Source organism: Rhizobium gallicum bv. gallicum R602sp, assembly GCF_000816845.1.
Taxonomy (GTDB): Bacteria; Pseudomonadota; Alphaproteobacteria; order Rhizobiales; family Rhizobiaceae; genus Rhizobium; species Rhizobium gallicum.
Map to the genome: position 1 here is coordinate 567,565 of NZ_CP006877.1, position 21,024 is coordinate 588,588.

General features: G+C 61.4%; 20 protein-coding genes. 7 read left to right on the forward strand and 13 right to left on the reverse strand.

Features of this window, described 5'->3' with window-relative positions; translation table 11 throughout:
- The gene (locus RGR602_RS02865) at window positions 1-1,311 is read left to right on the forward strand and encodes an alpha/beta hydrolase (RefSeq protein ID WP_039843857.1); all 1,311 of its coding nucleotides are present in this window, start codon (window positions 1-3) and stop codon (window positions 1,309-1,311) included.
- A 252-nt stretch (window positions 1,312-1,563) separates the two neighbouring features.
- Here RGR602_RS02865 and RGR602_RS02870 read toward each other — a convergent pair whose 3' ends face one another.
- Both RGR602_RS02870 and RGR602_RS02875 read right to left on the reverse strand, forming a co-directional pair.
- Window positions 1,564-2,061 (reverse strand): CAP domain-containing protein, encoded by a 498-nt coding sequence (locus RGR602_RS02870; protein ID WP_039843858.1) that lies wholly within the window; start codon window positions 2,059-2,061, stop codon window positions 1,564-1,566.
- 2 nt (window positions 2,062-2,063) lie between these two features.
- Window positions 2,064-2,330, reverse strand: a complete 267-nt coding sequence (locus tag RGR602_RS02875) for a DUF6460 domain-containing protein (RefSeq protein WP_022718289.1) — start codon at window positions 2,328-2,330, stop codon at window positions 2,064-2,066.
- 143 nt (window positions 2,331-2,473) lie between these two features.
- On the opposite strand from RGR602_RS02875, the gene RGR602_RS02880 reads away from it, so the two are divergent.
- Window positions 2,474-3,400 (forward strand): class I SAM-dependent DNA methyltransferase, encoded by a 927-nt coding sequence (locus RGR602_RS02880; RefSeq protein ID WP_039846610.1) that lies wholly within the window; start codon window positions 2,474-2,476, stop codon window positions 3,398-3,400.
- Between the two features lie 212 nt (window positions 3,401-3,612).
- The gene (locus RGR602_RS02885) at window positions 3,613-4,248 is read left to right on the forward strand and encodes a YitT family protein (RefSeq protein ID WP_039843859.1); all 636 of its coding nucleotides are present in this window, start codon (window positions 3,613-3,615) and stop codon (window positions 4,246-4,248) included.
- A 310-nt stretch (window positions 4,249-4,558) separates the two neighbouring features.
- On the opposite strand, the gene RGR602_RS02890 is transcribed toward RGR602_RS02885, so the two are convergent.
- Together RGR602_RS02890 and RGR602_RS02895 are read right to left on the reverse strand one after the other, a co-directional pair.
- A complete protein-coding gene (locus RGR602_RS02890) occupies window positions 4,559-5,020 on the reverse strand; it encodes a carboxymuconolactone decarboxylase family protein (RefSeq protein ID WP_039843860.1) in 462 nt (153 codons plus the stop codon).
- A 24-nt stretch (window positions 5,021-5,044) separates the two neighbouring features.
- Window positions 5,045-5,545, reverse strand: coding sequence for an RrF2 family transcriptional regulator (locus RGR602_RS02895; RefSeq protein WP_039843861.1), 501 nt, complete (start codon window positions 5,543-5,545; stop codon window positions 5,045-5,047).
- Between the two features lie 129 nt (window positions 5,546-5,674).
- Between RGR602_RS02895 and RGR602_RS02900 the strand changes: the two genes are divergently transcribed.
- From RGR602_RS02900 to pdeM, 3 genes are read left to right on the forward strand one after another with little or no spacing between them, the layout of a single operon-like run.
- Window positions 5,675-6,310 (forward strand): YitT family protein, encoded by a 636-nt coding sequence (locus RGR602_RS02900; protein WP_039843862.1) that lies wholly within the window; start codon window positions 5,675-5,677, stop codon window positions 6,308-6,310.
- Window positions 6,311-6,357: 47 nt separating this feature from the next.
- Window positions 6,358-8,868, forward strand: a complete 2,511-nt coding sequence (locus RGR602_RS02905) for a ligase-associated DNA damage response DEXH box helicase (RefSeq protein ID WP_039843863.1) — start codon at window positions 6,358-6,360, stop codon at window positions 8,866-8,868.
- Between the two features lie 22 nt (window positions 8,869-8,890).
- Complete coding sequence (gene pdeM, locus RGR602_RS02910; RefSeq protein WP_039843864.1) at window positions 8,891-9,616, forward strand: ligase-associated DNA damage response endonuclease PdeM; 726 nt, start codon at window positions 8,891-8,893, stop codon at window positions 9,614-9,616.
- 154 nt (window positions 9,617-9,770) lie between these two features.
- Here the strand turns inward: pdeM and RGR602_RS02915 are convergent, their stop codons facing one another.
- The 3 genes from RGR602_RS02915 to RGR602_RS02925 all read right to left on the reverse strand — a co-directional run bounded on the left by RGR602_RS02915 (window position 9,771) and on the right by RGR602_RS02925 (window position 11,552).
- Window positions 9,771-10,352: a transglycosylase SLT domain-containing protein gene (locus RGR602_RS02915; RefSeq protein ID WP_039843865.1), complete on the reverse strand. Its 582-nt coding sequence runs from the start codon at window positions 10,350-10,352 to the stop codon at window positions 9,771-9,773.
- 116 nt (window positions 10,353-10,468) lie between these two features.
- Window positions 10,469-10,636, reverse strand: coding sequence for a universal stress protein (locus RGR602_RS35280; RefSeq protein ID WP_082046484.1), 168 nt, complete (start codon window positions 10,634-10,636; stop codon window positions 10,469-10,471).
- A 355-nt stretch (window positions 10,637-10,991) separates the two neighbouring features.
- Window positions 10,992-11,552: a dihydrofolate reductase family protein gene (locus RGR602_RS02925; RefSeq protein ID WP_039846611.1), complete on the reverse strand. Its 561-nt coding sequence runs from the start codon at window positions 11,550-11,552 to the stop codon at window positions 10,992-10,994.
- Between the two features lie 116 nt (window positions 11,553-11,668).
- Between RGR602_RS02925 and RGR602_RS02930 the strand changes: the two genes are divergently transcribed.
- The gene (locus tag RGR602_RS02930) at window positions 11,669-12,175 is read left to right on the forward strand and encodes a winged helix-turn-helix transcriptional regulator (protein ID WP_039843866.1); all 507 of its coding nucleotides are present in this window, start codon (window positions 11,669-11,671) and stop codon (window positions 12,173-12,175) included.
- On the opposite strand, the gene RGR602_RS02935 is transcribed toward RGR602_RS02930, so the two are convergent.
- The 6 genes from RGR602_RS02935 to RGR602_RS02960 form a co-directional block, all read right to left on the reverse strand.
- The gene (locus RGR602_RS02935; protein WP_039843867.1) at window positions 12,176-12,982 is read right to left on the reverse strand and encodes a TIGR02186 family protein; all 807 of its coding nucleotides are present in this window, start codon (window positions 12,980-12,982) and stop codon (window positions 12,176-12,178) included.
- Window positions 12,982-13,902, reverse strand: coding sequence for a sulfite exporter TauE/SafE family protein (locus RGR602_RS02940; protein WP_039843868.1), 921 nt, complete (start codon window positions 13,900-13,902; stop codon window positions 12,982-12,984). The genes RGR602_RS02935 and RGR602_RS02940 overlap by 1 nt, the downstream gene beginning before the upstream one ends.
- A 604-nt stretch (window positions 13,903-14,506) precedes the next feature.
- The gene (locus tag RGR602_RS02945; protein WP_039843869.1) at window positions 14,507-15,577 is read right to left on the reverse strand and encodes a D-alanine--D-alanine ligase family protein; all 1,071 of its coding nucleotides are present in this window, start codon (window positions 15,575-15,577) and stop codon (window positions 14,507-14,509) included.
- Between the two features lie 35 nt (window positions 15,578-15,612).
- On the reverse strand, window positions 15,613-16,227 hold the full coding sequence (locus tag RGR602_RS02950) for a C39 family peptidase (RefSeq protein ID WP_039846612.1): 615 nt from the start codon (window positions 16,225-16,227) through the stop codon (window positions 15,613-15,615).
- A gap of 308 nt (window positions 16,228-16,535) precedes the next feature.
- Window positions 16,536-20,303, reverse strand: coding sequence for a peptidoglycan-binding protein (locus RGR602_RS02955; RefSeq protein ID WP_039843870.1), 3,768 nt, complete (start codon window positions 20,301-20,303; stop codon window positions 16,536-16,538).
- Window positions 20,304-20,557: 254 nt separating this feature from the next.
- Window positions 20,558-21,016 carry an Lrp/AsnC family transcriptional regulator gene (locus RGR602_RS02960; RefSeq protein WP_039843871.1) on the reverse strand — a complete coding sequence of 153 codons (459 nt, stop codon included), beginning with the start codon at window positions 21,014-21,016 and terminating at the stop codon, window positions 20,558-20,560.
- Window positions 21,017-21,024 lie beyond the last annotated feature (8 nt).

The following is a 21,024-nucleotide window of genomic DNA, read 5'->3' on the forward strand; positions in this document are numbered from 1 at the left end:
ATGACAACATCCTTGTTGCTCCCTGGGCGCAATGCCCAGGGTCTCACACTGCTTGGGTTCGCTCAGACGATCGCTGCCACGCAACGCGCGTGCATCGGGCGAACCGTCCCGCTTCTTCTAACCTTATGTCTCGTTGCATCGGGTTGCGCCAACCGGGTGCAGGATGTCCTTCAGCCTCTTGCCGTAGCCCCGACGGACACGAACCGGGTCACCATGCTGGTTGCCACGACACGCAAACCGTCGCAGGATCCTGGCAAACTCTATTCCGGCGACCGCGGGACGGCGATTTCGCTTAACAGCGTCGATCTGTCCATACCTCCCGACCGCAACCGCAAGATCGGGGAGGTGCAGTGGCCGTCCCGCATGCCGCCCAAGCCGGAAAGGGAGTTTGCGGTCACGCAAGTCGCGAAAATCCAGTCCGAAGGCCAGGCCCTGGACTGGTACCGCAGGAACCGAAACTCCAGGCGTCAGGTCATCATTTTCGTACATGGATTCAACAACACCTATGCCGACGCAGTCTTCCGCTTCGCGCAGATTGTCCACGATTCCGGAACCGACGCCGCGCCGATCCTCTTCACCTGGCCGTCGCGGGGGCGCACGTTCGACTACCTCTATGACAAGGAGAGCGCCAACTATTCGCGTCGGGCTCTGGAGGATCTCATCCTTCAGGCCGCAGGAAGTCCTGATGTTCAAGACGTGACGATTCTCGCTCATTCCATGGGAGGCTGGCTTGCAGCAGAGGCGTTGCGTGGCGTCGCCATGCGCGAGAAATCAATCCCGGCGAAGGTCAAGAATGTCATACTGGCCTCGCCGGACATCGATATCGACGTGTTTCGTCGTCAATTCGTCGAAATGGGGCCAAAACGGCCGCATTTTGCCATCTTGACGTCGACACGCGACAAGGCCCTGGAGATCTCCAGTTGGCTGTCTGGCGGGGTCGACCGCGTCGGTGGATCCGATCTCAGGCCCTATGCACCGTTGCTCGAAGAACTCGGCGTTTCAGTCATCGACACGACCGCCATCGCAGCGAGCGATCCGCTCGGCCACAATGCCTTTGCCGACACTCCCGAGATCGTGCGCCTGCTCGGGCGGCGGCTGGCGGGACAGAGCCTGGATGGCGCAAAGGCGAGCGTTACGAACCAGATCGGAATGACTGCGGCCAATCTTGCCGGTTCGGCAGCGCGCGTAGCCGTTGCAGCTCCCGTCGCGGTCATCAACCCGCAGGCGCGCGAGGTCTTGAAGCGCGAGCTCTTGAAGCGGGACCTTTCCCCAGGCGGAGGGCGGATTGTGGACGGGCAGATTTCCTACTGAACCGAAAGGCGCGCCTCAATGAGATGACCCAATCTGACGAACGCGCGTCGAGCATCGCCCTTCGGCGGCTCGCCTGCAGGATGAAGATGATCTCAGAACGCCGAAACGACAGGGTGCCGCCGCAAAAGGGGCGGCAAATGGAAAATGGCACAACGATCGACAGCACCAGCCGGTGCGTCACATCGAATGCCAGCCGGTTTTTTGCGGGTTCCGGTATCCATTTCTGCCTCGGTCGTGAGCGGCAGAATCGCCTCAGCTGGAAAGAACCATGGCCCAATAAGGTATGTTCCGGGAAGACGTATTGTGCGCAACGGCCACCCCGAGCCCATTATAGCGTCCCAGCATGTTTTCGAGATGGTGCTGCGAGTTGATCCAGGCCGTCACCGCGGCCTCGACGCTCTGCTGGCCGGCTGCGATGTTTTCGGCCGCTGGAAGCTGCACGCCGCTTTTCGTCACGCGTGCGCCGAAACTGTCGGCCATGCCCATCAGATGCGTCATCTTGCCGGCGCTTGCCATTCGCTTGGCCTGGTAGATTGCCGCAGCGCTTGCCGCCGGATCGACGCGAAGCGCCGTCAGGCCGCTTTTGGCACGAAGCTGGTTGACGAGCGGCAGCGCCGCCGCCGTCTCGTCGTCCCCGTCCGAAGGCGTGGAGGACATTCTGGGTGCGGTCGTGCAGCTTGCGACGCCCGTCAGGAGGACAAGGCCTGATATGCGCAGCAGATTGCGCCTGGAAAGATCGATCGATGTCATGTTTACCGGCGGAAGTTGAAAAGTCGGATGATAATGAAGATCGGAATGACGACGGTTGCACCAAGCAGCAGATAATCACCGATGCGGCCGAGAGCCGAAAAACCCCGGTACCAGATCTCGCGGATGAAATCGCGGATGCTATAGACGAGGTCCAGCGGCGCCCATCCGAAAACGGTCATCACGAAACCGACAATCAGCGAAACGACCAAGAGCTTCACCAATGTGCGGCCGAGCGAGTCGCCCAGAAATTTGTTTACCTGATCGGACATGCGCCATCTCCTGTTTGCCCTGAAATACGGTTGCGGCGCGTCGCCCGCAAGCCTTTTCCGGAACCGGCCGTTCCGCCTCTGAAATAGGACTTGAGTTTTTTTGTGGCCGCCGCCAAATGCGCAGGCATTCAACGGGCCACATCATGCAGCAAAGCCAGCTTTCCTCCGGCGACGTCATCGCCGACCGCCGTGCCGACTATGCGAAGATGCTTAACGAGGGTGGCGAGCCGGATGCGGCCGCCGAACTGATGGAGCAGGCGCTGGAGCTGACGCCCGTCTGGGCTGCCGGCTGGTATCGCCTCGCGACTTACCGGGAGAATGCCGGCAAAGTGGAATCCGCGATCGAAGCCTATCGCAAGACGCTGGCGCTCGATCCCGAGGATACCTTCGGCGCAAGCCTCAAGCTCGCCCTGCTCGGTGATTCCGAAACGCCGGACCGGCCTCCGAGCCGCTATGTCGAGCGGCTGTTCGATGATTATGCCGCCCGTTTTGAAACCTCGCTCGTCGAAAAGCTGGATTATACCGTTCCGCAGAAACTCGCAGCACTTGTCGCCTCCACCGGCCGCAAATATTCGCTGGCCGTTGATCTCGGCTGCGGCACCGGCCTGCTTGGTCCGGAAATTTGCGCCCGTGCCGGGCGGCTTGAAGGCTACGACCTCTCGCAGAACATGCTCGCCAAGGCCGCGGAGAAGGCAATCTACCATCACTTGGCCCGGGCCGACCTTTCTCTTGCGCCAGAAGGCTCAGGCGTCTTTGCGGATGGCGCAGAATATCGGGCTGATCTGATCGCGGCTGCCGACGTGCTCATGTATCTCGGCAATCTCGAAAGCACCTTCGCAATCGTCGATCGCCTCGCCACATCCGGTGCGGATTTCGCCTTCTCGGTCGAAGACGCGGGCGAGGGCGACGGTTTTCATCTCGGGCCGTCGCTGCGCTACGCTCACACGGAATCCTATGTTCGCAGCCTTTGTCGTCGTTGCGGTTTCGAACTCATCGAAACCGTTAAAACCACGATTCGAAAGGATGGCGGCAAACCGGTCGCCGGCATTCTGTTTCTTGCACGACGATAGCCTTTTGCGCATCAATATTGCGATTTCAAAATAGGTCAGCATTACTTACATATTTCGCTTGCTCGCACCTGCGAAAAGCTCGATAATTCCCATCATAGCTGACCGGCGCCGCGGAAGAACAAGCAGGAGCGCCTCAGCCCGTTCACCATACACGATCCGTTGCGCGGGGCTTCTCCGGCGATTTGAACTCTTCTGCTCTTGGAGATTGCCGCATGGCTCAACTCATCGGTGCCCTCGGTATCTGGAACACCAGCGCAACGCGCCATACGCCGCTCGAAGATGCGCAGGGCATATTCTCCGGCAGCCTCGTGTCGGCACTTGGCCTTTATGTGCTCGCCAGCGCCGGGCTTCTCACCGGCAGTACGGCCGGCATCGCCTTCCTGCTGCACTATACTTTCGGCGTGAATTTCGGCCTTGCCTTCTTCCTGCTCAACCTGCCGTTTTTCTATCTCTCCTTGAAGCGTCTCGGCATCGCCTTCACGATAAAGACCTTTGTCGCCATCGGTCTCACGTCGGTGCTTGCCGATGTGCAGTCGCGTTTTTTTGAGATTTCCAGCATCCATCCGGCCTGGGCAGCGCTACTCGGCGGCTTGCTTCTCGGCTTCGGCCTGCTTGCGCTTTACCGCCACCGCGCCAGTCTCGGCGGCGTTGGCATTCTCGGCATCTACATGCAGGAGCGTTTCGGCATCCGCGCCGGTCTCGTGCAGCTTTCCGTCGACATGTGCGTGCTTGCCGCCGCCTTTTTCGTCACCACGCCGCCGGTGGTCATCTATTCCGTTGTCGGTGCGGTTGTCCTCAATCTCTTCCTGACCATCAACCACCGCGCGGATCGTTACATCGCGCTTTAGGCTCCCGAAGCGGCAGTTCAATCATAAACAAATCGTAACTTGCCTCCTCTTAGGCTGCGAGCGACACTCGCCCCGCGCCGGATAGATGAGGTGAAGACATGTCAGAGTTGGAAACGCTTATCAGACGCCGCATGAACGAGGAGTACGCCAAGGGCTCCTCAGCGGAAAAGATCGCCCAAGTCATCCGTGAGATTATCAATAACTTCGATGGATCAGGTGCCCGTAGAAACTGATCGACATTTTTTCCGACCCGATTTTTATCGGGTCGGTCGCTCGAGCTGTGCCTCAGGCTTTTTGCTGCGCGCAAAATTCACGCAGCCTTCGCCGGCTGATCGATCGGATGTTGGCTGCGGAAGCCGACGGCCAGCCGGTTCCAGACGTTGATCGTGCCGATCGCCACCGTGATCTTGGTGATTTCCTCCTCACTGAAATGCGCTTTGAGGGCTTCGAAGTCCGCATCCGGTGCGCCGGTCTCTGCGATCTTCGTGACAGCATCGACCCAGCCGAGCAGGGCGCGTTCCCTCGCGTCATAGACTGGCGATTCCTTCCAGGCGCAGATCAGGTTGATCCACTGTTCGCCAAGACCGTCATGGCGGGCTTCCTTGACGTGCATGTCGACGCAATAGGCGCAGCCGTTGATCTGCGAGGCGCGCAGCTTGATGAGGTGGATGAAGCGGCGCTCGAGGCCGGAACTCTGGACATATTGCTCCAGGGCGGCAACCGCCTTGTAGGCTTCCGGCGCGGCCTTTGCGAAGTTGAAACGTGCCTGCATAATCTTTCTCCTTTGGGTTATGGCTCAGAGAGCCTTTTTGCGTTCGTGGGTCTCAAGGAATGCGCAGCCGCGTGCGGCGATCCCGCCATCATCTGCGGCGGAAAGCTCGGCCAGGATGTCGGCGATACTGATCTTGGCAAGTTCGGTGCGGTAGGCGCGTTCGGCCTTCTGCATTGCAGCGCTGATCTGGCAAGGCTTGGCGAAATAGCGCTGCGGCAGCGGGTTTGGCCCGCGCTGGCGGATTTCAGCACATCGGAACGCTGCTGCCGGTCCTTCGACGGCAAGCACGATATCGAGCAGGGAAATATCCTCTGGCACTTTCCCAAGCTTATATCCGCCCTTCGGCCCTGGCACTGTGTCGAGAATGCCCGCGCCGGATAGCGCCTGCAGGTGCTTCAGCAGGTAACTCGTCGAAACGCCATGAAACTCTGCGATCGCAGCCGCCGACAGCACGCTGCCTTCCGAAAGCCCGGAAAGCATCGCGACGCTGTGGATCGCCTGTTCGACGCCGTCGCCCATTTTCATGCGGGGTACCTCTTCAATTCATGGATAAAAAATATCCATGATTCGTCGATATGTCAACAACCGATCGAAATCCTGCTTGCCAAGCCCGAACGGCTGGATAGAACAAACGAAAATACCAAGGGGAAAACAATGGCAGGAAAAGCCGCTCTCGCCGGACTTGTGAATTCGTCGTCGGACAGACACTCGCTTTTCGATGACGCACAGGGACTTGTGGCGGGCAGCATGCTCGCAGTGCTCGGCGTCTCGCTTCTCTCCAGCGCCGGCCTTCTGGCAGGCGGCACGGCGGGCATGGCATTCCTGATGCACTATGCGACGGGCTGGAGCTTCGGCCTGTGCTTCTTTGCGGTGAACCTGCCGTTCTATTATCTCGCCTTCCGCCGCCTCGGCCCCGCCTTCACAGTCAAGACCTTTGTGGCGATTGCACTTACTTCCGTGCTTTCGGAAATCGCGCCGCGTTTCATCGGGCTCTCGCACGTCGATCCCGTCGCCGGTGCTCTCTTCGGCGGTCTGGTCATCGGCGCGGGCATGCTGGCGCTGTTCCGCCATCGCGCAAGCCTCGGCGGCATCGGCATCCTGGCGCTTTACATCCAGGATCGCTTCGGCTGGCGCGCAGGCTTCGTTCAGCTCGGTTTCGATGGCCTCGTCCTGGCGCTCTCCTTCTTCGTCGCCAGCCCCTTCATCATCGCCTCTTCGGTGCTCGGCGCCGTGGTGCTCAACCTCACGCTCGCCATCAACCATCGCAAAGACCGCTATATCGCCATGTGAAGCGCGGCCGCTCTTCTATTTCACGTCGGTTTGATTACCTTTGTGGCGTGGACCAGATCGATACCGAAGCCCGCGCCGCCTTGCCCGCCCCCTTCATCCGCTGGTTCGCGGAAAAGGGCTGGCGGCCACGCGCTCATCAGCTGGAATTGCTGGCCCGCGCCGAAGCCGGCGAAAGCACGCTGCTGATCGCGCCGACCGGCGCCGGCAAGACGCTTGCCGGTTTCCTGCCGGCGCTGACCGATCTCACCCGCCGCGGCAAGCGCCGGTCGGGTGTCGCCTTCAAAGGCATCCACACGCTCTATGTTTCGCCGCTGAAAGCACTTGCCGTCGATATCGAGCGCAACCTCATGAAGCCGGTAGGGGAGATGGGCCTGCCCGTCACCGTGGAGAACCGCACCGGCGACACGCCGAACGCCAAGCGACAGCGCCAGAGGCTCAATCCGCCCGATATCCTGCTGACGACGCCGGAGCAGGTAGCGCTTTTGCTCGCCAACAAGGAGGCCGAACGGTTCTTCAAGGACTTGAAGTATGTCGTTTTCGACGAGCTCCATTCTCTGGTCACGTCGAAGCGTGGCCACATGCTGTCCCTTGGTCTCGCCCGGCTACGCCGCCTTGCGCCAGGCCTCAGCACCATCGGCCTCTCTGCCACGGTTGCCGAACCGATCGACCTGCAGAAATGGCTGGTTGCGCAGGAGGAGGGCAGGGAACGGCACGCAGGTCTCGTGACCGTCGAAGGCGGCGCCAAGCCGGATATCTCGATCCTTTCGACGGATGAGCACATCCCCTGGGCCGGCCATTCCGCCAGATACGCGATCCCCGATATTTACAGGCAGCTGACCGAGCATCAAACGACGCTGCTTTTCGTCAACACGCGATCGCAGGCCGAAATGCTTTTCCAGGAACTCTGGACGGTCAACGAGGAAAACCTGCCGATCGCTTTGCATCACGGCTCGCTCGATGTCGCCCAGCGCCGCAAGGTGGAGGCCGCGATGGCGGCCAACAGGCTGCGCGCTGTCGTCGCCACCTCGACGCTCGATCTCGGGATCGACTGGGGCGATGTCGATCTCGTCATCCATGTCGGTGCGCCGAAGGGTGCCTCGCGCCTTGCCCAGCGCATCGGCCGTGCCAATCACCGCATGGACGAGCCCTCCAAGGCGATCCTCGTTCCCGCCAACCGGTTCGAGGTCATGGAATGCCAGGCAGCCCTCGACGCCAACTATATCGGCGCACAGGACACCCCGCCCGTCGGGCGCGGCGCGCTCGATGCGCTTGCCCAGCACGTGCTCGGCATGGCCTGCGCCGAACCCTTCGATATGCTGGAACTCTACGATGAGGTAAGGAGCGCCTCGCCGTATGCCGATCTCTCCTGGGAAACCTTCGAGCAGATCGTCGATTTCGTCGCGACCGGCGGCTATGCGCTACGCACCTACGAACGATATGCGCGTATCCGCAAAACGAAGGAGGGCCTCTGGCGTGTCTCCAATCCGCAGGTTGCCCAGCAGTACCGCTTGAATCTCGGCACCATCGTCGAAAGCCCGATGCTGAACATCCGGATGGTGAAGCGTGGCGCGACAGGCAAGATTGGCCGCGGCGGCGGCACCCTCGGCAAGGTGGAGGAATATTTTCTCGAACAGCTTTCTGCGGGCGACACCTTCATCTTCTCCGGTAAGGTGCTCCGCTTCGAAGGCATCCGCGAAAACGAGGCGCTTGTTTCCCAGGCCTTCTCCTTTGATCCGAAAATCCCGTCCTATGCCGGCGGCAAGTTTCCGCTTTCGACCTATCTTGCCGACCAGGTGCGATCGATGCTCGCCGATCCCGACCGTTGGCACCATCTGCCGGATCAGGTCCGCGACTGGCTGTCGCTGCAAAAGGACAAGTCGATGCTCCCGAAGCGCGACGAACTGCTGATCGAGACTTTTCCGCGCGGCAGCCGCGCCTACATGGTGGCCTATCCATTCGAGGGCCGCCTCGCGCATCAGACGCTCGGCATGCTGCTTACCCGGCGCCTGGAGCGGGCCGGCGCCAAGCCGCTCGGTTTCGTGGCAACTGATTATTCGCTCGGCATCTGGGGGCTGGAAGACATGGGCCTGATGATCCGCAACGACCGTCTCGGCCTTTCCGATCTCTTCGATGAGGATATGCTCGGTGACGATCTCGAAGCCTGGCTCGACGAATCCTTCCTGCTGAAGCGCACCTTCCGCAATTGTGCCGTGATTGCAGGCTTGATCGAGCGCCGTCACCCTGGCAAGGAAAAGACCGGGCGGCAGGTCACCGTATCCGCCGATCTGATCTACGACGTGCTGCGCAGCCACGAGCCGGACCATATCCTGCTACAGGCGACGCGCCAGGATGCAGCGAGCGGGCTTTTGGATATTTCCCGGCTTGGCGATATGCTGAGACGAATCAAGGGCCACATTACGCATCGCGCATTGGATCATATTTCCCCGCTCGCAGTGCCGGTGATGCTGGAGATCGGCAAGGAGGCTGTTCACGGCGAGGCCCACGATGCCGTGCTCGCCGAAGCGGCCGAAGATCTGATCGCCGAAGCCATGGCTTGATAATGCAGGAAAGACGAAATTGATGAACCGCTTGGCGCTTGCGCGTGAATTGAACGGATTGGTCCCGATGCCGGGCGTCGAAACCAGTGTTCATGGCGTTGCGGCTGTCTGCGATCCGCTCGGCGCGCTCTACCTGCCGGATGCCGGCGTCCTCGTCGTTTCCGACCTGCATCTCGAAAAGGGCGCCGCCTTCGCCCGCCGCGGCATGCTATTGCCGCCTTACGACACGCTGGCGACGCTGACGGTGCTCAGCGCCGTCATCACCCGCTACAATCCGAAACTTGTCGTCTCCCTCGGCGACAATTTCCACGACCGCGTCGGCTCGGCGCATCTACCGGAGACTTTCCGCTCCCTGATCGTCAATATGGCCCGCGGCCGCGAATGGATCTGGATCAACGGCAACCACGACCCTGACGGCACGGTCGATCTGCCCGGCTCTTCGGTCGATGAAATGCACTACGCCGGCCTGACCTTCCGTCACGAGCCGAAAGGTGGGCGGCAGAGCGGTGAAATCGCCGGTCACCTGCACCCCGCGGCCACTGTCCGCCGCCGGGAAAAAGCCGTCCGCCGCCCCTGCTTCGCCACCGACGGCGCCCGCCTCCTCATGCCCGCCTTCGGCGTCATGAGCGGCGGACTGGATCTCGGTCACAAGGCGTTGACGGGCCTGTTCGACAGGTCGTCCCTGGTCGCTCATCTTCTGGGGCGGGATCGGATTTATTCGGTGAGATTCGCGAATTTGCGCAGCTGAAGTTGACCGCCCGCCCTCGTCCATTGCGGCCCTTTTGGCACCTCAGGATTGAGGGCTCTCGCCGCCGTTGCTTATCGAAAGACAAATGCTGCGCTTGCTCCAAGTGCAAAGCCTCGAAAGAGGAGAATGGCCATTGCGCCATGGAAATCGGAGCTCAATCACACCCCTGCAACTGCCGCTGATAGGTCGCTGCCATATCGGCAAACCTCTGTGCCGTCTTCTGCAACTGCGCATTCGAGCGCCAGTCGCCGCGCTTGTAACCCTTCGGCCCCGAATAGTAGGCGATGTAAAGCCTGTAGGCGTCGTTGAGCTGGATGCCCGTCGCCTGGCTGTTGCTGTAGTGGTACCAGCCGATGAAGTCGATCGCGTCGGCGAAATTGGTGCGCCGCGCAGCCCAATTGCCGGTTGCCGACTGATAGTGGTCCCAGGTGCCGTCGAGCGCCTGCGAATAGCCGTAGGCGGTCGACGGACGCGTCCAGGGAATGAAGCCAAAAAGCTTCGTACGCGGCGGGCGCGCGTTCGGCTGGAAACCGGATTCCACATACATCGTCGCCATCAGAATCGGCACCGGCACGGCGTATTTCTTCTCGGCGCGCTCGGCCGCGTGCTGCCAGTTGCTGAAGAAGCCGTTGCGCTGTTCGAAGACGGCGCAGATGTTTCTGGTCTGACGAGGCTCCGTGGCGCAGCCGGCGGCGAGCGCCAGCAGCACCAGGGCGAGAAGAGTCCGGGTACGCAAAACAAAACCTCTCGTTTTCGAGAGATTACTAACTCGTAAATGTTAACACTCGGTTTTTAGTCAAAGGCGATCATGCACAACGCACCTTGCCCAGCTGCCACAAGCGCCGGGTCTCATCAGCGGTAGACAAGAACCGGGTTTTTGAATGGGCAAGTACCTTCATCGTCATGCTGCCGACCATGAATGCGGTAAAGCCTTCGCCCGTGCGATGCCATGGCGATCAGGTCGCAGCCGCGCTGCGCGGCTTCGTCGATGATGGTCTTTGCCGGTTCGCGGTTGGTCACTTGGGTCGTATCGCAAACGCGGCCATGCGTTTCTGGCCCGGGGCACCCGCGTTTGCCAGGATCCGGTCTGCCGCTTGCTAGCTGTGCCGGTCATATTCTGCGCGTGGACTCCAGCTGATCGCTATTCGTGGAAAAGATATGAAACGGTTAGACGACGGTCACGACCGTTGCCTTGGCGCCGATCTCCTTTGCAAAGGCAAGCGCCTTTTTAAGCGCATCGGTTGGAAAGCTGCGAACCTTCGGTCGGGATGAGAATGTGTTTGTGCATGGGCTGGCTCCTCCTTCAACACTCGCATATTGACGGAGGAACCGGCCCAACACCTTGATCTGCATCAAACTGTCGAGAATGTCGGCGTCACGCTGCGCTCGCCGGCTCGTAACGCAAGATCACCGCGCCGGTCTTCAACGGTGTCGCTTCCAGCAGCTTCAGCGGTAGCTGCGCCGTCGCCGTCTTGAAGTGCGGATTGCCCGCACCGAGAACCACCGGCACCAGGCAGATGCGGATCTCGTCGACAAGACCGGCCTTCAGCATCGCGTCGCTGAGTTCGGCGCTGCCGAAGATGAAAATCGTTTTGCCATCCTCCTTCTTGAGCTTTTGAAGCTCGGAAACCGGATCGCTGACAATGCGGGCATTGTTCCAGCCCGGCTCTTTCATCGTCCGCGACACGGCGATCTTTGCGGTGTTGTTCATGTATTGCTTGATCTTGTCGTTCTCTTCCGCCGTCGGCCAATAGGCGGCCATGCCCTCGTAGGTCTTGCGGCCGAAGACGAGCAGGTCGCCTTCCTCGCCCAATTGTTCGGAGTATTTCTGCAGTTCCGGCCCCCAGACCAGATTGTGGAAGTCGATGTCCCAGGGCTTTTTGCCTTCGAAGTAGCCGTCGAGCGTCATCAGATTCCAGACAACAAGCTTTCTCATGTCGATCTCCTCCATCCGATAGTCAATTCATACCAAACAGAACCGGTTGCAACAAGCAACTGGTTGAAAACTAGATAAACCGATGGCAAAATGCAAGTGGTTTTTGGAGAATGAAAATGGACGACCGTCACCGCTCCGGCTGCCCGATCAATCTGACGCTGGAAATCCTCGGCGACCGATGGAGCCTGATCGTCATTCGCGACATCATGTTCGGCAATCGCCGTCACTTCCGCGAGCTGCTGCAGAATTCGCAGGAGGGCATCGCCTCGAACATCCTTGCCGACCGCCTGCGCCGCCTCGTGGACAAGGGCTTGCTGACCAGGCAGGACGATCCCACGCATAAGCAGAAAGCCATCTATAGTCTCACCGAAATGGCGATCGACCTCGTGCCGCTCTTTGCCCATATGGGCGCGTGGGGCCGCAGGCATCTGCCGGCCTCTGAAGAGCTCTCCATTCGCGCCGAGTTGTTGGAAAATGGCGGCCTGCGGCTTTGGGAAGATTTCATGGATGAATTGCGGGCCAAACACCTGGGCAAGCAACTGCCACCCGGAACGCCCTCTGTGCTAGGCCGTCTGACCGAAGCCTATCTCGACGTCGTTGCGAAAAAGAAACAGTCCGCCTGATCAATCCTTGCGGAAGACGATGCTTGCGCCCCAGCCGGTCACGATCGCCAGGAACACGGCGAACATGCCATAGGGAATGGGCTGTTCATGAGCCGCATCGGTGAGCATCTGCTCGATACCGGTCTTGATGACGCGCAGCGGCACCGACTTTTGCGTCACGAACACACCGCTCTTGAAGAGATAGGCGCGCACCGTATGCACGCCGTTCGGAATGTTGGCCGGCAGGCGAAGGCTTGCCTTGAAAAGATTGGAACTGACGAAGCGCACGCCGGTCGGGTCGCGCTCGTAGAGCCCGCCGGTCTGCTGCAGCCGCCGGAAGGCGGTGCGGAACTCGCCGAGGCTGCTGCCGTCTCCGACGAAGCCGACGGGGGTCAGTGGAATATGGTCGATGCCGATCCCCTGATCGGTGAGGTCGAGCGGTGTCACGACGTCGTCGATCGAGCGCGAGCTCGACATCGAATAGGAATGCGGCACGCCCTCGAAGGTCATCGAGTCGGTATTGATCCAGATGCCGAAGACGCGTTCTTTCTTGCGCACCGTCGCATCTTCGCGCGGCCCCTCAAGAACGACGACGACGTCGTATTGGCCGACGGCAAGCAAAAGGTTGTCGGTATTGGTCAGCGCCCCGAAGATCGTCAGGTCCGCGCCGCGGAAATCGGACGTGATGGCGATTTCGCTGCTGGACGTGCCGATCTCCAGCCCCTCGCGCTCTTCTTCGGAATTCTGTCCCGGCAGCAGCATCTGCGCTGCGGCAATCCCCGGCAGCAGGCAGAAGAGACCGAAGAGGCAAAGGCGCAGGCGCTTCATCAGTACGCCCCCATCACGACGGAATAGATGTCCGCGGGCGTCACGACCAGCGCCACCGCCAGGCGGATGCCGACGGCGAGAACGAGCAGCCCGAGCAGCGCCCGCAATTGTTCGCCGCGCAGTTTCTGGCCGACGCGCACGCCGTATTGCGCCCCGACGACGCCGGCCACCATCAGGATGAAGGCAAGTACGATATCGACGGAAAAGTTCGTCGCAGCCTGCACCACGGTTGTGTAGGCGGTCACGAAGATGATCTGGAACAGTGATGTGCCGACGACGACATTGGTCGGGATGCGCAGCAGGTAGATCATTGCCGGCACCATGATGAAGCCGCCGCCGACGCCCATGATGGAGGTCAGGATGCCGATCCCAAAGCCGAGCGCGACGATCGGGATGACGCTGAGGAAAATCTTCGATTTCTTGAACCGCACCTTCAGCGGCAGGCGGTGGACCCAGTGGTGATGTCCGGGCCTGCGCGGCGTCGGCGGCACGTTCTTGGCCGCCCGCCGCATGGCGTTGATGCTCTCGAGCAGCATCAGCCCGCCGACGGTGCCGAGGAAGATGACGTACATCAGCGAGATGATGAGGTCGAGCTGACCGACCCGTCTCAACAGCGAGAAGATCCAGATGCCGATCGTCGCGCCCGCAAGACCGCCGACAAGCAATACGGTCCCGAGCTTCATGTCCAGCGTCCCGCGCCTGAAATGCGTGATCGCACCGGAGATCGAGGAAGCAACCACCTGGTTGGCGCCGGTCGCGACGGCAACCACGGGCGGAATGTTATAGAAAATGAGAAGCGGCGTGATCAGAAAGCCGCCGCCGACGCCGAACATGCCGGACAGGAAGCCGACGGCCGCACCCATGCCGAGGATGATGAAGATGTTCACCGACAATTCTGCGATGGGCAGATAGATTGTCACAGCCGACCCCGAATTATGAAACTGCCCCCGCCGGGCAGGTATCTTGCGTCCCGTTCGAATGGCGCATCATATGGCGAAATCGTTGCCAGAGGCTTTCGATAAACGACATGCGATCCGCGCATTACGCGAGCGATAAGTTCCGATTAATTGGGCTTTTTTCAGATTTTGTGACGGCGGCGCGAGGAGACTTGCTCTCCGGCGATACTTCGCCTCATGGATCAGTATTTCAGAACAGCTGAGCGGCATCTTTCTCGCGGGCTGCGGACCCGGCCGTTTAGGCGAAGGCCGGGCAGCATCTGCGACCTCGCGGAGCCGTTCGAGATTGTTTCAGTCAAGCCGACAACGGCTGTTTGTCTCCATCATCGTCACTGAAATCAGCGAAAACGGCGGCGATTTCGCGCCGGCTTTCGCCCCGCCGCGCAGCCGTTATGACGGCTGTCATCACCTTGGAGGATCAACGGCACGAACTACTCCGCCCACCTCGTGCAAAAGGACAGCGCCGAGCGCAAACATGCACGCCGAAGTGGGCTTCCACGATGGCTGGGGCACGGTTGTCGAGCAGCTTGAGGCAAGTCGAGAACCGCGCCTGAGGGCTATCGCATCGTTACTGCCCTGCGCGTGCCAGTCCGTGCGCCACGAGCCGGTCGATGACTTCGGCATAACTCACGCCGCTTGCCGCCATTGCCTTGGAATACATGCTGATATCGGTGAAGCCGGGGATGGTGTTGATCTCGTTGACGAGGAATTGCATGTCCGGTGTCAGGAAAAAGTCGACACGCGCCATGCTGTCGCAACCGACGGCCCTGAAAGCCCTTGCGGCCACGTCACGCATGCCGGCTTCGACCTCCAGGGGCAATTCTGCCGGTATTTTCAGCGCTGCACCGTTCTCGTCGATATATTTAGCATTGTAGCTGTAGAAGCCATGGCTCTCCGCCGGCACGATCTCGCCCGGCCGTGAAACGAACAAGTTGCCTGCCGTGTCCTCCAGCACGCTAAATTCGATCTCGCGCCCACGAACGAACTCCTCCGCAAGCAGCTTGCGGTCGTGCCGGAAGCCTTCCGCAAGCGCCCCGTCAAATTCCTGGCTGGCATGGACCTTCCTGACGCCGACCGATGAGCCCTGCCGCGCCGGCTTGATGAAGAGCGGCAGGCCGAGTTCGGTTTCCAGCGCGGCGAAGGGAGGCTGTGCGCCCTCATGAATTGTCACGGAGCGCGCGATCGGCACCCCGGCCGCTTTCATGAGTTGCTTGGCGATGTCCTTGTCCAGCGCGGTCGCCGATCCGAGAATGCCGCAGCCGGCAAGCGGCACGCGGGCAACCTCCGCAAGGCCCTGCACGGAGCCGTCCTCGCCATGCAGGCCGTGAAGGACCGGAAAGAGGATGTCGATCGTTGGCAGTTCGTAAGCCGATCCGTCAGCGGGAATTGCAAACATACGTCCGCGTCCGCCCGGCACGAGGCAGACCTCGGCTCCGTTTTCCGGTTTCGCGAGCGTGCCATCCTCGAAGCTGCTCAACAGCCATTGTCCTTCGCGGCTGACGAACACCGGAATGGCGTCGTATTTTTGAGGCTCCAGCGCGCGCATCACGTTCGTAGCCGAAAGCACCGAGACATCGTGCTCGGTCGAGCGTCCGCCGAAGAGCACGGCAATGCGCAGTCTGTTTGGTGCATCAATCACGTAAAATCTCCGGAATGACTTGGTTTTGAGAAGACTTAAAAGCCGACCGCGATGCCCCGGTTGGCGAAGAAGCGGTCGAAGACGGCAAGCGGCAGCGTCACATGCGCCTGGCTTTCCGGATTGTGTCCTGAAGGATTGTGGAAGCGGATGGTTTCGCGAAGGGCCCCCGTAACCAGCACCAGGTGGCCGCCCTTCGATGGCGGCTCACACTCTGGCCAGCGGATGGTGTGATGCACCGAGGCGATGAAAAACTGCCGCTTGGAAAGAAGTTCTCCAATGGCGGCCGTATCGACATTCGTCACTGTCTCCGCGCCCAGCCCGAAACGTTCGGTGACGAACTTGACGAACGGCGCATAGATCAGCCCCTTGATCGAGGCATCGGCCTCATTGACAACAAAGCCGCCAAAGGCCGCGCAGCCGCGGGCAAGATCGAGCGTCCGATGGAGTTCACCGCGCGCGGCAAGGATCATCTTCAGGCAGGCCATACCGCAGACATTGACGCCCCAGCGGGTATATTCTTTGACCGTCTGCGCGCCGGAATGCCGCCACAGCGGATCGCGCATGAGCGCCGCAGATCCCTCCGCCGCGACCGCCAGCGTCATCTCGGGCGTTTCCCATTGGCTGAAATAGGGCACGTCGGCCCGCTGAATATTCACGAATCCCCCATCGGTGAGATCAAGTCACGCCGGGAAGTTCTACAAGCAAAACGACCCTTTTGCGGCGGACGCGAAGGGTCGTTCAAAATTGCGGTATAGGCAAATGCCACAAGATGAGCGGTTCTTCGCTTACCTCCGAGAGAATACGATTGGCGTCCGGTTGCCTCAGCCGGATTTGTTCAGGCGAAAATCTGACGCATCACGCTTGTTGGCGATCGCTTGCAATCAACGGCCCGTGAGCTGACGGAAGTAGCACCAGTGTTCAATTCCAATCAGTTTCGAACGCTTTCGTTGTCCTTCCCTCAAGCCTTGGTCGTGTTCTTGGCGTTGCGCTCCAGGAGCGCCTTTACCGTGTCGTCGTTGATCCTGCCGCTCGGCTCATGGCCGACCGACTTCTGGAAGCTCTTGATCGCGGCGGTCGTCTTCGCGCCCATCTCGCCGTCCGGCGGGCCGGCGTCGAAGCCGTTGTTGTTGAGGATCGCCTGAATGTTGCGGATCGCCTTCTTCATATCGACGGTCGAGGTCTTCGTGCCGGTGCTCGCCCAGCCGTCCGGGATTTCGATGCCGTTGGCCTTGTTGTCGAGCGGCTGCGGCTTCCAGGCACTCGTTGCAGCCCGTGCCTTTTCAAGGTCGGCGGGCTTCATCGCCTTTGCCACTTCGTCGCGCTTGGCGCCGGCGTCCTTGTCGCCGCCCTTCGCAGCGATGGCGAACCACTTGTAGCTTTCGCCGAGGTCCTGCGCCACGCCGTTGCCGCGGGCGCAAAGGATCGCCAGGTTGAATTGGCTGTCGGTGATGCCAAGATCGGCGGCCTTGGTGAACCAGTTTGCCGCGGTCGTGTAGTCCTGCTCGCCGAGCGCGCCGGAGGCGTAGAGCACGGCCAGATTGTGCATGGCGCTGGCATTGCCCTGATTGGCAGCCTGCTCGTAGAAGATCTTGGCCTTGCCGATATCGCGTGCGACGCCGGTCCCCTTCTCGTACATGCTGCCGAGACGGTATTGCGCCGGAGCAAAGCCCTTGTCGGCGGCAAGCTGATACCAGTTTGCGGCTTGCGCCTGGTCGGCCGCCAGGCCGTTGCGGCCTTCGGTAAAGCGTGCGCCGATCTCGAAGAGCGCAAGCTGGTCGCCGCTGCGGGCGGCGTCTGCAAGCGCCTGCGGCTGAATGGTGTTCGGCACGGATATGGAAGGTGCCGCGGGCGAGGCATTCGTGGAAGCCGGAACATCCTTGGGCGAAAAGGCTGCAGCATCCTGCGCCGGCGCGCCTGGCGTCAGCGTCGAGGCGCCTTCGCCGTCAAGCGGTACGGCGTCGGTCAGGTGGCCGGGTGGTGGCGGCTGCATCGCTTCGGGCTCGGTCTGCGCCGTGCCTAAGGCGAGCGGTGCTGGGGCCTCGGGTTCTGCAGGACCCGTCGGAGTGACGGCTGCGGTTGCTTCCACGCTCTGTTCCGGCATGGCCGAACCGTTGGCTGCAACGGGGTTCTGCGCGGCATCCGAAAGCACCGAGACTTCTGCCGGAGGCGCCTGTTCGCCGCTGGTCAGCGTGCGGGCAAGGGGGAAGGCCATGATGGCGAGCAGCACGGCGCCTGCAGCAAGGAGAAGTGGACGGCGGAAGCGGCTGAAGGCGCTGGCGCCGCCGGCAGGCTTTGGCGCCTTGGTTTTCTTCTCCGCCTTGACCGGCTGGGCCTTTGGATCGGCTTCCATGGCGGCAGCCTGGGCTGCGCGGCGGGCGGCGGCGATATAGTCGGCGCGCTCGTTTTCCGTTGCCGGTTTCGGATTGTTGCGTGCCGTGGCCTGGCTGGCGCGTACCCGCTCCAGGATCTTCTTCACATCCGGTGCGCCCGAGCCCGGCTCCAGCGGCTCGTTCGATGCTTCCTCGCCAGGCATGAGGTCGACCGGATCGATCGACGGTGCGGGATCGATGACGGTCCGCTCGACAGCCTTCGCCTTCTCCGTCTTCTTGCCCGGAATCAGCCGCTTGCCGAGTGCTGCAAGCAGGCTGCCTTTTGCGGGCGTGGCAGCTCCAGCGGGATTGGTTGCGGCTTCGATCGCGCTCACGCTCGTATCGGCTGTGGGCGAAACCTGCGCCGGCACGACAGGCTCGCTTCCGCTTTCCGCCATGCGCAGGAGCGGCGAGGCACCCTTCTGGCCGAACACGGCCTGCGTCTCGCCTTCCTCGGCACCGGCGGGGACCAGCGCGTAAGGATCGATCTCGAAATCGGCATTTGCGGCGGGCATTCGTGCGGCCGGCCGGCTGCGGGTTTCCATGTCGTCCAGCCGGTCGGCGATCTGCACCAGCGTCTCGTGCAGCGCCTGGAACGTCTTGTGCGTGCGTTCGTCGCTGCTGCGGCTAAGCTCCTCCAGATGCCGCAGATCTTCGGCGAGCGCATTTAGCGCCGACATATCGGCGGCTGGGACTCCGCCGACCTGAAGACCGCCGTTGCGGGAATAGGCCTCGACGACGGCCTCGGCCGCCTGGCGCGCCGCCTCGATGATGTATTCGTCGCTGGTCGCCATATAGTCTTCGATCGCGCCCATGCGGCGGTCGAGCTCGACGGGAATGCCGTCACCGCCGGCGCGCGGCGTGTTCATCAGCGCTGAAAGACCGGCAATCTGGTCCTCGAGGTTTTTCAGGGCTCTCGAATCCGTCGGGGGCGCCGCCGTGCTTTCCTCGAGGCGTGCCGCGATGTCGCTGAGGCGCCCCTCGATGCGGCGGAATGCGCCGTCATCGGTTGCCGCGCCAGAAGCAGGCTGCACGTCCATCTGGTCGATGCGGCGGGCAAGATAGTCCAGCCGTTCCGCCAGCGCGTCGTTGACTGCGCCGCTTTCCAGCGCGTCGATCTTGCGGGAGATGTCGGCAAGCGTGCCGTTGAGATCTGCCTGCGGAACCGTTTTCTGGGCACGCTCGAGCATGAAGGAAAGCTGCTCGAGCCGCTCGTCGAGGTGTGCCGTCGCTTTGGTATTGGCGAGTTCCTCCACGCGCCGCGTCAGCATTTCCAGCCGATCGGCAAGGCCCTCGGCGGGCAGGGCATGGCTTTCCGCACTGCGGCCCACCATATCGATTTGCTCGGCCAGCGCATTCAGCCGGCCTTCGAGGCGATGCATCAGCGCCGGGTCGCCGCTTGCCGCGCTGCGCCCGCTCGCCGCGATCGCACGGCTGATCTCGTCAAGGCGCATATCCATCGCGGCAAACTGCTCGGCCATGGCGCGGTCATGCGGCTGGATCATGCTGCCGAATTGCTCCATCGCGGTCGCGATCGCAATCAGCTTGTCTTCCAGCGCGCGCACTGCCGGGCTTTCGCCCATGCCGCCGATATGGCGCTTGATATCGTCGAGCCGATAGGCGAGCGACACCAGCTCTTCCTGCAGGCCTGCTGTGTCCAGCGCATGCAGCTGGTTTTCGAACCCGTCCCAGCGGCGTTCCATGTGGCGGATGGAATCCTCGCGGGCAAGCCCGTCCATCAGTGAGCGCAGTTCTTCGAATTCGTTTTGCAGGCCCGCAGTCTCCGGGCCAGCCGAACGGCTGGAGAGCTGGTTGATGCTCTGGGCGAGCCGGCCCATGTCTTCGCGGATGTCGTCGGCGAAATGCCGGTCCTGCGCGCTCGTCTTGATCTCGCGCAATTCCGTGCGCAGCGCATCCATCTCGCGCGCTACACCGTCCGAAATGTCGCGTTTCAGGTCCTGGCGCAGGTTGACGAGCGCCTGGGCGATCTCGGTCATCGTGTCGGGCGAGGCGCCAAAAGCAGGTGCGGCCTGCGGTGCCGGCATGCGCGGGGCGGATGCGGGTTCGCGGTAAGCTGCACGTTCGGCGGCTGCGCGTTCACGACCGGCATCGAGCGTGCGCTGGCGCTCGCGGATTTCTGCGAGCGGATCAGGCCGGGCCTCCGGCCTCATGTAAGCCGGTTCGTAAGGTCTTCCGTAGCTTTCGCGCTCCGCTGCGGCTGGCTGCTGCCTCGGCTCGCGGCTTCCCTTGCCCATCAGCCCTTCGATGCGTGCCTCGAGCCCCTCGATCGTGCGGTTTAGCGCATCGAGCGATGCTCTGTCGGAATGCCGGGGGATATTGGATCGCGATCCGTTCATCTTCCTGCTCGCTTCGTCTGCTCGGGACCCTCGTCAGGGCCAGGCCATTGGCTTGAGAGACCGTTCACCGGAGAGCAGTTTATTAGACTTTTCTCAACTTGAACGGCGTAGCGGCACTCCAAGTAAACGCGAGACTTGAAAAAGGAATGCGGATCACCACTGCTCACCCCGCACCTTTCACGAAACGTGGTAAACAAGCCGTTAATGTCGGTGAAGTATTTTTAATGTTTCGGTAAATCGGCACATATTTTGAGCTAGATGCGCCGCTCCTTGATGGTGTTCATCACAAAGCTGGTCTCGATCGTATCGACGCATTTCAACCGCGCGATCTTCTCCTTGATGAAGCGCTCGTATTGATCCAGCCCTGCGCTCATCACCTTTAGGACATAGTCGCGCGAACCGGTGACGAGATGGCACTCGAGCACTTCGTCCCAGCTGCGTACGGCAGTCTCGAACATCTCGATCTCGTCCTCGTGCTGGCGGCTGAGCCGGACGGCGGCGATTGCCGTCATCGTCCAGCCTTCCGCGGTCGGATCGACCAGCGCCGTGTAGCCCTTTATAACGCCCGTCTCCTCCAGCCGCCGCAGCCGGCGAAGGCATGCGGAAGCTGAAAGCCCGACGCGCTCGGCGAGCTCGTTGTTGGTGATCCGCGCATCGGCCGTCAATTCCTTCAGGATCCGCCGGTCCGTCTCATCGGCAATTTTCTGCGCCATATTTCAGA